Source organism: Alteromonas sp. KUL17, assembly GCF_006538305.1.
GTDB classification, from domain to species: Bacteria; Pseudomonadota; Gammaproteobacteria; order Enterobacterales; family Alteromonadaceae; genus Alteromonas; species Alteromonas macleodii.
This window is the reverse complement of the sequence record NZ_BJKJ01000039.1, coordinates 1-15,296: the sequence shown is the minus strand read 5'-3', so window position 1 is coordinate 15,296 and position 15,296 is coordinate 1. Positions and strand designations below refer to the sequence as shown.

General features: G+C 44.7%; 10 protein-coding genes and 2 pseudogenes. 5 read left to right on the top strand and 7 right to left on the bottom strand.

Annotation, left to right across the window (positions count from 1 at the left end; genetic code table 11):
* Window positions 1-61: 61 nt before the first annotated feature.
* The 4 genes and pseudogenes from KUL49_RS21490 (at window position 62) to serA (ending at window position 4,950) form a co-directional block, all read left to right on the top strand.
* On the top strand, window positions 62-1,690 hold the full coding sequence (locus KUL49_RS21490; protein ID WP_131138395.1) for an ATP-binding protein: 1,629 nt from the start codon (window positions 62-64) through the stop codon (window positions 1,688-1,690).
* Window positions 1,691-2,005: 315 nt separating this feature from the next.
* Entirely contained in the window at window positions 2,006-2,626 is a 621-nt protein-coding gene (locus KUL49_RS20075; protein ID WP_131138393.1) for a 5-formyltetrahydrofolate cyclo-ligase, read from the top strand.
* Between the two features lie 90 nt (window positions 2,627-2,716).
* A pseudogene (rpiA, locus tag KUL49_RS20070) lies at window positions 2,717-3,372 on the top strand (ribose-5-phosphate isomerase RpiA).
* Between the two features lie 348 nt (window positions 3,373-3,720).
* A complete protein-coding gene (serA, locus tag KUL49_RS20065) occupies window positions 3,721-4,950 on the top strand; it encodes a phosphoglycerate dehydrogenase (protein ID WP_014980012.1) in 1,230 nt (409 codons plus the stop codon).
* A 126-nt stretch (window positions 4,951-5,076) separates the two neighbouring features.
* On the opposite strand, the gene KUL49_RS20060 is transcribed toward serA, so the two are convergent.
* The 7 genes and pseudogenes from KUL49_RS20060 to KUL49_RS20030 form a co-directional block, all read right to left on the bottom strand.
* A complete protein-coding gene (locus KUL49_RS20060; RefSeq protein ID WP_131138392.1) occupies window positions 5,077-5,835 on the bottom strand; it encodes a YdiY family protein in 759 nt (252 codons plus the stop codon).
* 213 nt (window positions 5,836-6,048) lie between these two features.
* Window positions 6,049-6,852 carry a YdiY family protein gene (locus tag KUL49_RS20055; protein ID WP_014950388.1) on the bottom strand — a complete coding sequence of 268 codons (804 nt, stop codon included), beginning with the start codon at window positions 6,850-6,852 and terminating at the stop codon, window positions 6,049-6,051.
* A 133-nt stretch (window positions 6,853-6,985) separates the two neighbouring features.
* Window positions 6,986-7,810, bottom strand: coding sequence for an HDOD domain-containing protein (locus KUL49_RS20050; RefSeq protein WP_131138391.1), 825 nt, complete (start codon window positions 7,808-7,810; stop codon window positions 6,986-6,988).
* Window positions 7,811-7,850: 40 nt separating this feature from the next.
* On the bottom strand, window positions 7,851-8,141 hold the full coding sequence (locus KUL49_RS20045; protein ID WP_165477925.1) for a DUF1289 domain-containing protein: 291 nt from the start codon (window positions 8,139-8,141) through the stop codon (window positions 7,851-7,853).
* Window positions 8,142-8,412: 271 nt separating this feature from the next.
* Complete coding sequence (locus tag KUL49_RS20040) at window positions 8,413-9,123, bottom strand: SIMPL domain-containing protein (protein WP_014977212.1); 711 nt, start codon at window positions 9,121-9,123, stop codon at window positions 8,413-8,415.
* Between the two features lie 163 nt (window positions 9,124-9,286).
* Window positions 9,287-12,409 (bottom strand): efflux RND transporter permease subunit, encoded by a 3,123-nt coding sequence (locus KUL49_RS20035; protein WP_014977213.1) that lies wholly within the window; start codon window positions 12,407-12,409, stop codon window positions 9,287-9,289.
* A pseudogene (locus KUL49_RS20030) lies at window positions 12,409-13,687 on the bottom strand (efflux RND transporter periplasmic adaptor subunit). The gene KUL49_RS20035 and the pseudogene KUL49_RS20030 overlap by 1 nt, the downstream one beginning before the upstream one ends.
* 404 nt (window positions 13,688-14,091) lie before the next feature.
* On the opposite strand from KUL49_RS20030, the gene KUL49_RS20025 reads away from it, so the two are divergent.
* A complete protein-coding gene (locus KUL49_RS20025; RefSeq protein WP_014950393.1) occupies window positions 14,092-15,174 on the top strand; it encodes a LysR family transcriptional regulator in 1,083 nt (360 codons plus the stop codon).
* The last annotated feature ends 122 nt before the right edge of the window (window positions 15,175-15,296 follow it).

The window sequence follows — 15,296 nt, the reverse complement described above, 5'->3', positions numbered from 1 at the left end:
TTTAAGGGATTGTTAATACACAATCCCTTTTTATTTACAGCTAGGTTTAAACTCAACGGTTATGAAAGCGGCGCCACTCCCTCAAAATGAAGATGAACGTCTTGCCGAACTGCTAAGCTACGACGTACTTGATACTGAAGCTGAACAACTCTTTGATGACCTTACAGCCCTTGCCTCTCAAATTTGTGAAACCCCTATTGCGCTTATCAGCCTCATTGATCCAAATCGCCAATGGTTTAAATCAAGAGTAGGTTTAGACGCAGAAGAAACATCACGAGACATCGCGTTTTGCTCACATGCTATTTTGCAAAGCGATGTGTTTGAAATACCTAACGCTACGTTAGACCCCCGGTTTCACGATAACCCGCTGGTGACTGGCGCGCCTGATATTCGGTTTTACGCCGGCGCACCACTGATTACCCCGTCTGGCCATGCAATTGGCACGCTGTGCGCCATTGATAGCAAACCACGCAAGCTAACCGAAACACAAAAAGCCTCGCTCCAAACCTTAAGTAAATCGGTAGTAGCACATTTAGAGTTAAAGCGGAAAAACCGAGAGCTTGAGCGAACCAGTCAATTCAAGTCTGACTTTCTTTCTTACGTAAGCCACGAAATTAGAACACCGCTTAATGCCATAAATACGTTTAGTCAGTTGCTTGAAGGCGAAGCCCAAAAGTTAAATCTACCCTCGTCATTTACCACCCCGCTTTCTCATGTAAGCCAAAGCGGTGAAAGGCTTTTAGAAATAGTAAATTCTGTTTTAGATATAAAGCAGATAGAAGCGGGGAAAATGCGTGTGATGCCACGCGCGGTGAATACCAAAGACTTTTTCACCCACTTATTTTCGCTTACTAAGATCCGCGCTGAAGACAGTGGTATTGTATTTAGCACCAGTATTGATGACGCTGTGCCCGGCTCGTTGTTTTTCGATGACACCAAATTTGGTCAAGTAGCGCTTAACTTGCTGTCGAATGCGATTAAGTTCACTAATCACGGCAAGTCAGTAAAAGCGCAGGTAAAATACAAAAGCGGCAAGGTAATATTCAATGTCATTGATCAAGGCATTGGTATGAGCGATGACTATCAAAAACGGCTTTTTACACCTTTCGAGCGAATGGAAAACGCCCGTCAGATAAGTGGAACCGGCTTAGGCTTGAATATATCGAAGCGCCTTGTCGAGCTCATGGACGGGTCTATTAAAGTTAGTAGTAAGTTGAATCACGGTACCCGAATAAGTGTGACCTTACCTGCCGACGCCCTAAGCGCAAACCAGTTCGTTGAGGCACAACCGCGTAGCTTTGTTGCCCAAGTAAACATAGATAACTCAGTAAATGTATTGGTAGTTGAAGACCACTATATAAACCAAGTGGTTATTCAAACTTTGTTTGAAAAACTGGGCGTGTCGCTTTCTGTGGTAAGCACTGGCGAGGAAGGCGTTGAATACGCCAAGTCTAATCCAGTCGACTTAGTTCTTATGGATCTTAATTTACCAGGAATTCAAGGCGATGAAGCAACAGTAAAAATAAAGGGGTTTAAGCCAAACTTACCTATTGTTGCATTGACGGCCGATGTCATTACCCGGCCTGAATATTTGCGAGAACAAGGTCTTGATGACGTACTCACTAAACCCATAGATAGTAGTGAATTGGTGCGTGTGCTCAATCACTATTTAGGGCATCCAGACCAATGATTCTATTTGTTGTATTTAAGTAGCTTTATCTAAATAGTTTTGTCTAAGTAGTTTTACCACAGTAATTTTACCTGAGTCATCTTTACCTAGCCCAACAAACCTTTTTTAACAGCCGTGGTAGTATAAGCTAACTCAATTGTAAGACAGGAGAACTCCTCTACTATGTCCCCCTCATCTTCAGGAAGCGGTACTTCTAGATCGTTGACGTCTAACAAGGTTAATTCAACGGAAACGGTTTCAGCACCAGCTTTAGCAATGAAACCAACGCAGATTGCGCCGTCGCAATCCATACAAACAAGCGTTTCTATAGAAGACATGCAGGCCCGCGCTCAGCTTAGAAAAAAGCTTCGCGAGGCACGACGAGGGTTAACTAACCAGCAACATACGGACGCAGCTAAGCGCATTGCTTCACGACTACGTACACTGCCCTTTCTTGATAACAGCACGACCATAGCCGGATATTTGGTTAACGATGGCGAGGTCAATTTAACCTATTTTATCGAGTCTATTTGGCAGTCTTCACATGATAAAAAATTCGCTCTACCTGTATTACACCCTGTATGTAAAGGACATTTGTTATTTTTGTCTTATGCCCAGCACTCTCAATTGGTGAAGAATAAGTACAACATTGAAGAGCCAGTATTGTCGTGTGAAAACGTCGTTCCTGTTAGGCAATGCGACGTTATTCTTATGCCGCTTGTAGGGTTTGATGTAAACGGCAATCGCCTGGGTATGGGGGGCGGCTACTACGACCGAACTTTGAGTTTTACCCAACGCGCGCCAGATTCACATTCATTTTCGGGTAGTAAAGCGCCCAAGTTAGTGGGTATTGCCCACGACATTCAAGAAGTAGATGCTCTGCCTATTGCACCATGGGATGTCCCCCTTGATGCCATCGTGACGCCCTCGCGCACACTGCAATTCACTAAACCGTGATAGTCATTATAACAAATTGAACATACGAACTTGTGGGTTCACGTGCGCTTATAAGTTACACTTGCGAACACAATAAGCCGGAGAATGACCATGGATCAGAACGCAAAAAAACAAGCCGTAGCCAAAGCAGCCATCGAATATGTTGAAGCAGACAGCATTGTCGGTGTGGGTACAGGTTCTACCGTAAATTTTTTATTGAAGAACTCGGTAAAATTAAGCACAAAATTGAAGGTGCAGTATCAAGTTCAGAAGCCTCTACCGAGCGTTTAAAAGCCTTGGGCATTGAGGTATTCGAGTTAAACGAAGTCAGCAATCTATCGGTTTATATCGACGGTGCCGATGAAGTGACCGAACACAAGCATATGATTAAAGGCGGAGGCGCAGCACTCACTCGCGAGAAAATTGTAGCCGGTGCGGCGACCACGTTTGTGTGTATTGTTGATGAAAGCAAGCGCGTTCCTGTGTTGGGCTCGTTCCCCCTTCCCGTTGAAGTTATTCCCATGGCTCGCTCTTTCGTAGCACGAGAGCTAGTAAAGCTTGGTGGCGATCCTGAATATAGACAAGGTGTTGTCACCGATAACGGCAACGTTATTTTAGATGTTCACAACCTTGAGATTCTGAATCCTCGTGAGCTAGAACAAAAAATAAATAATATTCCTGGCGTGGTAACGAACGGCATTTTCGCACTACGAGGCGCGGACATAGTGCTAAGTGCTACAGATAGTGGTGTTGAAACCTTTAAGTGATAACTGAGTAAGACGTATAGTGCGGTGAAAAGCTATACAAAATACTACTTTCAACTTAACGCGTTTTCTGTTAGTTTCCGTTTAGACGTCTAGATGTCCTTAAAAGAAGTTCACTACGCGTCTCAACTTTTACGTTAGTTAAGGCCAATTCCTTAATAACGAAAGCAATCAACGTGATTATAAAAGCTTGGTAGCAATAACGCCCAAGCAAGGCTTTCAGAGCTGCAAAGCGATGTCGTTGCAGCGCAGGTTAAACACAGCTTTGTGTTTCATACTGGCAGGTTTCTGAGAGTCTTGGATTGGCGGTGCAAGCAAACCAAAATTACATCAGTGAGAGATAGCGAGTTCATGAGCAAAGTTTCATTAGAGAAGGATAAGATCCGAATTTTGTTGTTGGAAGGTGTTCACCAAAGTGCTTTGGAGACACTAAAAAGCAATGGGTATAGCAACATTGAATTTCTCAAGACCTCTCTTCCTGAAGACGAGTTAATTGAGAAAATTAAAGACGCCCACTTTGTTGGTATTCGCTCGCGTACTCAAATTACAGAGAAGGTAGTTGAAGCAGCACAAAAGCTTGTGGCTATCGGTTGTTTCTGTATTGGCACCAACCAAGTTGATCTTGAAGCCACCCAACGCCGCGGCATTCCCGTGTTTAACGCGCCATTTTCTAACACTCGTTCGGTTGCAGAACTTGTACTTGGCCAAATTATCCTTTTACTTCGCCAGGTGCCGAGTAAAAATGCCAAGGCTCACCGCGGTGAGTGGGAAAAAACGGCAGTCGGCTCATATGAAGCCCGTGGTAAGACACTTGGTATCATTGGGTATGGTCATATAGGCACACAGCTGAGTATTCTTGCTGAACACCTAGGTATGCGCGTTCAATTTTTCGATATCGAAGACAAGCTTGTGCTAGGTAATTCTGCCCAAGTAAAATCGCTTGAAAAGCTGCTTAATACCTCTGACGTTGTTTCACTTCACGTTCCTGAAACACCACAAACTCAAGATATGATTGGTGAAAAAGAGCTGTCTCAAATGAAGAAAGGCAGCATTTTGATTAACGCGTCTCGCGGTACTGTGGTAGATATCGATGCGCTTGCGAAGGCATTGGAAAGCGGCCAACTAAACGGCGCTGCTATTGATGTATTCCCGGTTGAGCCTAAATCTAATACTGAAGAATTCGAGTCGCCGCTTCGCGCGTTCGATAATGTCATTCTGACCCCGCATGTGGGCGGCAGCACGCAAGAAGCGCAAGAAAATATTGGTATTGAAGTAGCGGGTAAACTCGCGAAGTACAGCGACAACGGTTCAACGCTGTCAGCCGTTAACTTCCCTGAAGTGTCACTGCCAGAGCATACTGGTCGTTCACGCCTACTTCACGTACACAAAAACCAGCCAGGTATTCTTACTCAGATTAACCAAGCGTTTGCAGAAAAAGGCATCAACATCGAAGCCCAGTACCTACAAACTAACGCTGAAATTGGTTATGTAGTAGTTGATGTTAAAGAAGACCGTGGTTATGAAGCACTTGCAGAGCTTCAGCAAATTGATGGCACAATTAAGACACGTATTCTTCACTAAGAAGAGTTGTTTTAAGACTAAATAAAAACGCTGCACAATGTGCAGCGTTTTTTTATGCCTGTGATTTTACTTCAATGCGTTGAAGTGCCCAGCCCTACTTCAGTGCGCTGAGCATATAAGGTAGGCTTAGAAGAAGTTGTAGACTAAGCTAACTGCAGTTTCTGTGTCTAGTTTTTCAACGTCGTCGTCAACATTGGTGTTGTGATCAAGTTTGAAAGAAAGACGCATTGAAAGGTTACCGCTGATTGTAGCTGTAAGTGCAGACTCAGCACGAGATTTCGTGTTGTCAGAACCCACTTCGGTACTTACTGTTTGCGTAAATTTAGCCGTATCAGAAATTTTCCAAGAATACGCTGATGACGCACGAACGATTACGCTGTCAAGATCTTCGCCATCCTGAGTTTCGATGAATGAGTAACCAGGACCGATTGAATATTCAAGGGTGTGGCGCTTGTTCTCAAGTACTTTTTGGTTCCAACCCGCCGCAATAGTTGATTGGTAATTAAAGTTACTAAAGCGGTCGTCTTCATATGAAGCGAAGCCGAATAAACGGTTATCAGGATTTTCTAGTTTGTAGTTACCCTGGGCTGAACCAAAGAACTTCTGTGCAGAAGTAAACTCGATATCTTCTTGCTCGCCTGCATCATTTTCTTGTTGAACAGTTTCCTGTTTGTACAGACCTTTTAAAATGTAGTCGTTACTCCATTTTTCAAGCTCTTGGTGAGCCTGTATACCCGCACTAATTGACGTGGTTTCAGTGTTACCTGAAGTCGAAATAAAACCTAGTTCGCCTTCCATTGTAAAAGGCTTAACTTCATCGTCTTGAGCGAAAGCGGCTGGAGAAAGAGAAATTGCAACTAAAGATGCAAGCACTTGCTTTTTCATTGAACAATCCTATTGATTATCGGTCCATTCGTTGTACTCGATACCTTTTGAACTGCAAGGCGGTACAACACGAGTTTTAAAAGAGATCTGCTAGACAGTGCCGCGAGACAGCAAGCACTACAAACAATGGTGCGCAGTGTACATTTTCAAAGCTCTCAGTCAATGCGAACACGGTAAAAAGCCAAAGATAACCCGTTAATTTACACTAATTGACTAAAAAAACTGATAGACCAGCGCCACGGAGGTCTCTGTGCTTAAGGCTGCAACATCTTCGGCGGTGTCTGTTTCATGGTTTAGTATGAAGGATAACTTCATCGCCAGTGAACCGAATACGTTGGCTGAAAGCGAAGTTTCTGACCGCGATTTCATATTTTCTTCACCCGCCTCAGTGCTAACAAACTGCCTTAACTTAGCGCCTGAGCTCCAGTGGTATTTGTATTCGGCGGACGCTCTTACAATGATGCCGTCGTTGACTACGCTTTCATTATCTTCTTCAGCTTCAATAAAACTGTAGCCAGGACCAATGCTATAGCGAAACTCACTGTCTTCACTGCGCCAGAGGCGCTGAGACCAGCCCGCTGCCAGCGAAGCACGGTGATCGTAACCGGTAAATTGATCGTCTTCGTAATCACCGTACATAAAAAGACGGCGACCAGGCGTCATTAGTTTATAGTCGAACTGCGCGCTAGTGAAAAAGCGCTGGGCGCTGATGTCCCGCTCTGTTGTCGGCGTACCGCTTTCTTTATAGAGCAACTCTGCGAAGTAGATACTGCTCCAATTTTCTGTTTCATGGTCCGCATTGACCGCGGCTTTCACGCTGGCAGCTGAGGTGTTTCCGGTGTTTACAAGTACACCTAGTTCACCGTCTAGCGTAAAACGAGGAATTTCGTCATCGGTGTCGGGCGTGAAGTCTGCGTGATAGAGGGTTTGTATAAGATCCCTCGCACTTGCGTGCACACACACGCAGCAACAAACAATGCCAACAACAATGCTTGGCCGGAAGATTTTTTTGAACATAATCTGATTTACGTTGAGCTTTATAGTTTTTAGATTACGTCTTAGTACGACGCTTGTTATACCAATCCTCTGGATGAGCTTTACTACATTTTGCTAATTATCAGTAAAGTAACGGAGTTGTTGCACCGAAAGCTCAGTGAATAAGCGACACAATTTTTGCCGTTTCTTGTTCGGCGTATTCAATTGAATTACTTATCACTTCCATGTCGAGACTTACTGTATTGGCTATCTCAGGGGTAAAAAGTTCAATGTCAGCGTAACTTTCTTTATTTAACTGACTTACCGTAATTCGATTTGCTAAACACAGGACGCAGATATCTACATCAGATTTATGTTTAGCTTCATCATTCATGAACGTTACCGGATAGTACAACCCAATAGGTAAGTGCCAATTTTCTAGTATGATACCGCTGCATTGAGCAAACGTAAAACCGAAATGCTCCAACTGATTAACGTGCGGTAACGCGTTCGTCTCAGCATTCAGGTATGACTGATAGCGTTTAGTTTCTTTCTTGGCCACGACCAGTTCACTTAAGTTTTGCAATATACCCATTACAAAGAAGCGTTCTGCTCCGCGCACGTTAAGTCTCATCGCAAGACTTTTGGCCGCCATGCCGCAATACACTGATGCATACCAATGTTTGTCTAAATTTATTAACTTAGTATCAAAGCGTTTAAATGCGGTGCTGGCAGTTTCTGCAATTACCAAGTTATACAGGGCTTCGCCGCCAATCACACTGATAGCTTTGGCAACAGATTCTACTTGAGAAGGAAACCGAAACAGCGAGCTATTTGCCAGCCTTAGTACCTTTGCGGTAAGAGAGGGATCAGCACTAATAAGCTCGCCAATATCCTCGGCGCTGGAACGGGGATCGTCTAATGTTGAACGCAGGCGCACGCAAATATCCGGTAACGTAAATGATTTCGCGGCATACGAAACATACTTATCTAACGACATCTAGAAACTCTCAGTCTACTTTTTACAAACTCAAGGCCGCTTATTCTGAACTTGGCGGATCATCAAACAGCGTGAACTGTCCAATTGATTCCCCCAGCTCTTTTTGCTGTTGCTTGCGAGCGCGCATCAGCACCGCTTTTTTGCGCCGAGCACAGGCGCTGATTATTTTACGTTTAGTTGCATCATCAACCTTAAGCCAGTACAGGCGCTCGTCCCGACTTCGAAAGCACCCTTTACAGAAACCCCTCGGACCTGACTCACACACACCAATGCATGGGCTTGGAATTTCAAAAAACTCCAGCTGTTGGGATTGTGATTTTTGTTCCGTCATGTCAGTGGCATAACCTTCAAAAGGTGAAACGAATACCACTTGGGCTGCATTTTCAAGCAAGCAACAGTGGCCACGCTTTAGCTTTATCAATATAAATTAAAACGCATACTCCAACATCTAGCCACTAGACATTAGCAGTAAGGCATTCCAATCTTCTAAGCCACGCTGCTTTAATATTAAGCAATTCGACTCGCAGGCCTTTTCGATATGACAAAGCATAGCACGAAATACGGCCTGTTGACTGCTATACCATGTTCGAAAGCCTGATGCGCTAGTCGATAAGTGTGTATTCGATAGTAGAAACCACGCGCACTTTCTTTATATGTGGATGATGACTGTCGCGACTAGAAATACTGAACTGCCCTTGGTTAGCGCGCTTAATTTTGCCCAAAGTACTTTTTGAATCTTTGGCAAATTTTTCCGCAACCTCTCTCGCATTGAGCGTAGCTTCTTCAATCATTTCCGGCTTTACTTCGTTTAAGCGGGTAAATACATAGTCGGGCTGAGCGCGGTAGCTTTGGTCTGATAATACAATACCAGTTTTAATTAACTCCCCAATTTGCTGCATAAGCGCTCGCACCTTTTCAACATCATTTGAAAAGACAGTAACGGTTTGAATGGCACTGTAGCGAAATGGCGCTTTTTCACTACTTCCGTATTGTTGCGCCAATTTGTCATTTATTTCAGGCTTTCCAATTGTAATGCTTTCTGCTGAAATGCCCTTCTCTTCTAAAAAGCTAGCCACCTGAAGGCTATTCTTTTCAATATGTTCATACAGTTGAGGTAAGTCATTGCCCGCGTCGACAAATTGAATAGGCCAAATAACCTGATCAGCAATGTATTCTCGCTCTGACAATCCTTTTACGGTTACTACTCTATCCCACGTTTGCATATCGTTCATGGCAGAAGACACCTGAACACCAAGCAAAGACACAGCAACCACCATGCCCATCGCCATTACTATCGCCGCACCTATTTTCATTCGAATCTCCATTCTTTCTGTTTTCAACAGGATACAAGCGAATATAAGCTTTTCGGTTTCACAAAACGAGATAAATGCTGACCAATGGTGGCAAAAAAAAGGCCACTCAAATGAGTGGCCTAAAGAGCCCCTTAAGAGGGCAACGCTTGGGTAGACGGGAGAGTTAACCTTTACGCTGTATCAGGTAATAAAATACCGGAGTTAAGATAAGTCCAAATACGGTAACACCAATCATGCCTGAGAATACTGCCACACCCATGGCTTGACGCATTTCAGAGCCGGCACCGGTTGATACCGCCATTGGCAGTACACCCATGATGAAAGCAATGGACGTCATTAGTATTGGACGAAGACGTAAGCGACTTGCTTCTTTAATGGCTGAAAGCGCGTCCATCCCCTTGTCTTGTAGCTCTTTTGCAAACTCGACAATAAGAATGGCGTTCTTCGTTGCAAGGCCAACCAGTACAATCAAACCTATTTGGGTAAAAATATTGTTGTCGCCGCCATAAACTTGCACACCAATAAGCGCGCTCAGCAAGGTCATGGGAACAATCAATATGATTGCCAGTGGCAAACGCAGGCTTTCGTATTGTGCAGCCAGTACTAAGAACACCAAAAGCACAACTAATGGGAATACAAACGCTGATGCATTACCCGCTAATATTTGCTGATAGGTGATCTCAGTCCACTCGTAAGTCATGCCAAGTGGTAACGTTTCAGCCAGTATTTCTTCAATAGCTGCCTTCGCTTGGTCAGACGAATAGCCTGGCGCTGCTGCACCGTTTATTTCAGCGGTGACGTATCCGTTATAGTGCATAACACGGTCAGGGCCTGCACTGTGCTCAATGTTCAAGAATGAGCCAAGCGGGATCATCTCACCTTGTGCATTACGCACTTTAAACTGCGTAATGTTCTCAATATCCTGACGGTATTGGGCATCAGCTTGTACATTTACTTGGTAAGTTCTACCGAACAAGTTGAAGTCGTTCACGTATAACGAACCTAAATAGCCCTGCATGGTGGTAAACAAGGTATCGATGTTTACACCTTGGCTTACCGCTTTTTCACGGTCTACATCCACATCGAGCTGAGGTACAGCAACAGTGAAGCTAGTGAATGCATCGGTAAGCGCTGGGTGTGCCCACGCTTTGCCGATCACTTCTTGCGTTACACGCTCAAGTTCTTCAAAGCCTAGGTTTCCTCTGTCTTCAACCTGTAAACGGAAACCACCAATCGTGCCTAACCCCATTACTGGTGGCGGCGGGAATATTGCCACAAAGGCACCTTTTATAGACCCAAAGTTTTGGTTAAGCTGGGCAGCAATAGCGCCACCAGATAGATCAGGCGTCGTTCTTTTATCAAAGTCAGTCAGCGTTGCAAACAATACGCCTGAGCTTGGACTATTGGTAAACCCGTTAATATTCAAGCCAGGGAATGCAATTGCATCTTCAACACCAGGGTGTTCCATAGCAATACGAGACATTTCACGGATCACTTCTTCAGTTCTGTCTAAGCTTGCTGCATTTGGCAGTTGAGCAAAGGCGACCAAATACTGCTTATCTTGCGGCGGAACATAGCCTGTTGGTGTATTGGCAAACTGGAAGTACGTGAGTCCTAGCAGACCCGCGTAAAGCACCATGATGATACTGCTCTTACGGATAAGCCCACCCACAGCACCAGTGTAGCGCTTTGAGTTACGGTCAAAGAAACGGTTAAACGGTGAAAATACAAAACGGCCAAACACTTTATCCATTAAACGGGTTAACCAGTCATTCGCTTTACCGTGAGGTTTCAACAGCAATGCAGACAATGCAGGGCTAAGCGTTAACGAGTTAATTGCAGAAATTACCGTAGAGATAGTAATTGTTAGCGCAAACTGCTTATAGAACTGCCCGGTAAGGCCGCTCATGAAGGCAGTAGGTACGAATACCGCAGCAAGTACCAAGGTTGTGGCAATAATAGGACCGGTTACTTCTTTCATTGCCTGTACGGTGGCTTCAAACGGCGCTTTGCCTTCAGAGATATTACGCTCTACGTTTTCAACAACAACGATGGCGTCGTCCACAACAATACCGATTGCCAACACTAGACCAAACAGCGACAGTGCATTAAGCGAGAAGCCCATTAGCTGCATAAAGGCGAACGTTCCCACAAGTGAAATAGGCACTGCAACGAGTGGGATAATAGACGCACGCCATGTTTGTAAGAACAGCACAACAACAAGTACAACTAACAATACAGCTTCAAGAAGTGTACTAATTACCGCTTCAATCGAACCGCGAACAAATACGGTAGGGTCGTAGGCAATTTCGTATTCAAGGCCTTCAGGGAACGCCTTAGACAGTTCGGCCATACGAGCGCGAACGTCATCTGAAATTTGGATTGCATTAGAGCCTGGTGCTTGGAAAACCGGCACCGCTGCCGCAGGGTTATTGTTAATAAGTGAACGCAGTGCATAAAACTCTGAACCTAGTTCGATACGCGCAACGTCTTTAAGACGGGTTATTTCACCATTCTCACCCGACTTAACAATAATATTTTCAAATTCGGCTTCATCTTTTAAACGGCCGCGCACATTGATAAGCAGCTGAAATTCGCTGGTACCCGTAGGCTGTGCACCTAGGCTACCTGCCGCCGCTTGCTGGTTTTGGTCGGCAATAGCTGCTGCCACATCGCCAGGGTTTAACTGGAGCGCAGCCAGTTTGTTAGGGTCTAACCATACTCGCATGCTGAATTCACCAGCACCGAACAGGCGCACTTGCCCAACGCCATTGATTCGCGCTAGCTCGTCTTTAACAAACTGATCAGCATAGTTTGAAAGATAAAGCATGTCATAACGATTATCCGGCGACGTCAGGTGCACTACCATGGTTAAATCTGGTGACGATTTTTCAGTTACCACACCTAAGCGCTGCACTTCTTGAGGTAAACGCGGTGTCGCGCGATTTACACGGTTTTGTACCAACGTTGTGGCTTCATCTGGATCCGTACCAATGGCAAACGTAATTGTTAGTGTCATACGGCCATCACTGGTTGCCTGTGATGACATATACAGCATGTTTTCAACACCGTTAATTTCTTGCTCTAGCGGCGTTGCAACTGTTTCGGCGATAACTTCTGGGTTTGCACCGGGATAATTCGCAGTTACCACCACGGTAGGCGGCACTACTTCTGGGTATTCAGTGATAGGCAGTTGCCAGACAGCAATTGCACCACCTATAAAAATAAGTAGGGAAAGCACGCCCGCAAAAATCGGGCGGCTAATGAAAAACTGCGAAATGTTCATTACTTAAGACCTGCTGTTGCTGTACCTGTGGCAAATGAACCACCAGATAAAACATCCTCATACTGCGCCATGTTTTGGGTTACTTGTGTTGCATTATCAACACGTGACTGCCAGCTAGATAAGTTTGCCAAAGCATCTTCATCACCCATAGGCACTTCGTTAGCGGCAACTTGGGCACCTGGGCGAACGCGCTGTAAGCCATCAACCACAATGGTGTCGTTTACATTCAAGCCGCTTGTGATGATGCGCATGCTGCCCACTTTGTCGCCTAGCTTAACCGCACGGTATTCCACTTTACTTTCGTCGTTTACAACCAGTACAAACTTATTATTAAGATCTGTGCCGATAGCTTTTTCTTTGATAAGAATGCCCTGTTCATCGGTGTCACCTGCCAATTTTAAGTGTGCAAATAATCCCGGAATTAAGCGACCTTCTTCATTATTGAATACGGCACGAACGCGAAGTGTGCCGGTGCTACCGTTAACCTGGTTGTCGATGAAATCAATTTGACCCCAGTGGTTATAATCAGACTCGTTAGCAAGGCGCATCGCTACCGGCTGCTCGCTCACTGCTGTTGAAGCCGCTGATTTATCGGTTAGATAGTTTAGGTAGGTCTGCTCATCAATATCGAAATACGCATATAAACGGTCGGTCGATACGATGCGAGTCAACTCTGTTTGTCCTGCGGTAACAAAGTTACCTTCAGTAATGTTTGCGCGAGAAATACGTCCAGAAATAGGTGCTTCAACACGAGCAAAGCCTCGATTTAGGCGCGCTACTTCAAGTGCGGCTTGCGTTTGGTTTAAGCTTGCAAGCGCTTGGTTTTTCTCAGCTAAACGGGCATCAAGAACTTCTTCAGAAACCGCCTGGGTTTTACGAAGTTTTAAAAGCACGGCTATAGTTTTGCTCAGCCAACTGAACGCGACTTTTGGCTTCTTCAAGCTGTGCAGTCAATCGATCAACTTCTGCTTTAAACGTGCGGTTATCAATTAAGAATAAGGTTTGCCCTTGTTCGACATATTCGCCTTCGTCAAATGCAACAAAGTCAATATAGCCCGACACGCGAGGGCGAAGCGCAACAATTTGCGGAGACTCTAAACGACCTGTAAAATTATCCCACTCGGTTAAACGCTGAGACACTACCGTTGCCACATCAACAGGAACACCAGCATTTGCGCCAGCGCTCATTGATTGACTTGGATCCTGCTCGTCACCACCGCATGCAGCGACAAGCGCAGTTAGGCTTACTATTGCCAATAAACGGGTAAAAGTTTTCATTGCAAGATTCTCATAAAAATTAAACTAAAGTTTGATGCCGTGCATTATGCATCGCCACCAACAATAAAAATAATTATCTTTTTATATGCAACACATCACATGATATTATATATTGAAGATCGGGCTGACAGAGACAACTGCTTTTAAAAATTTAGAAGAATGGTTTCGCAGAGAAAATGAGAATAACTGTATAAAAAGCGAGAGCTTAGAGAAATCAACGGTTACAGCGATATAGTGTACCAGTGTCGCTCGTCGCATTCATTTGGAAAATAAATGCTTTTAGCTACAACCTATAACTAAACTATGTCAGTTAAATTACATAGCCAAAAACGAAGTAAACGGCAGCTTTTTTCATCGTTCGATAGATGAAAGTAGATTGTCCGCAATAGACACCGGAGACAACCATGCGTCCACATGATTTAAATTTATTGATGATTTTTGATGCCATCATGACCGAGGGTGCAATTACCCGCGCAGCTGATAGGCTGTCGATGACGCAACCTGCGGTATCTAACGCACTTTCTCGTATGCGCACAGCTTGGAAAGATGAACTGTTCGTTAAAGACGGCCGCGGTATTCAACCTACCTCATTTGCTAAAAATTTATGGAGTCAGATTCAGGGCCCTTTAGGCGAGCTCGAAGTCGCCGTTAACCCAACTGACTTTAACCCTGCAACGGCTAAGCGTACCTTTCGTATAGCTGCAACTGACAGCATCGTTTCTATGGTGTGGGGGCCGCTCCGCAAAGTTATTGAGAATGAAGCGCCAGGCATTAACATCCATGCCATTCCTAATTACGACATGGAAACCGATAAAATACTCAAAGATGCTGAAGCAGAGCTCACTTTCTCTAAATATCAGGAGCCTGGCTCTGTTATTCGTGCCGAACATGTTCTCGACCCAAGCTGGGTTGTGGTAATGCGCCCCGATCATCCATTAGCAAAATCTCAATTGACCTTAGAAGACTTTGTCGCGGCTGATCATCTCCTGGTTTCTGTTACAGGCGATGTGACTGGCCCTACAGATCAGGTACTAGCGAATTTAGGCCTTAAACGCCGCGTGGCAATGTCAGTAAACCAGTTTTATAACGCTACACCGTTACTAAAAGAGAGCAACCTTATTTGTGTAGCACCGTCTTTGGTAATGGAAAAAGAGATTTTCTCAGGCGAATTGGCAGTATTTGAAACGCCAATAGAAATTGTCAGCTCTCCGCTGTCTGTGATGTGGCACAAACGTCAGGATCAAGACGCGGGCTTACAGTGGCTTAGAGGACTCGTAGTTAGATTTATTCGCGAACGTGTACAACGTCATGAAATGCTGCTCTCTCAATGCTGTAGAAAAGCCTATTGCGCCGAAACGGTTAAGCGCTTTATGGACCAGCGCAATATGGACTGTGAAGAATTCACGCCAGCGCATTTGAAAACGCCCAGCAACGATGAAATGGACGAAGAACGCGACACCGTAGCGGTTGGAAAAGAAACAGCTTAATACTAGCCTGCTCAGATAACTACACACTCGGCGAGACTTAACATGTTCGTCATTGCGTTGTGCTATCGCAGGTAAAGTGGTTCTAAAACATTCAAAGCCCTAACAAAAAAACCGCTCAAAGT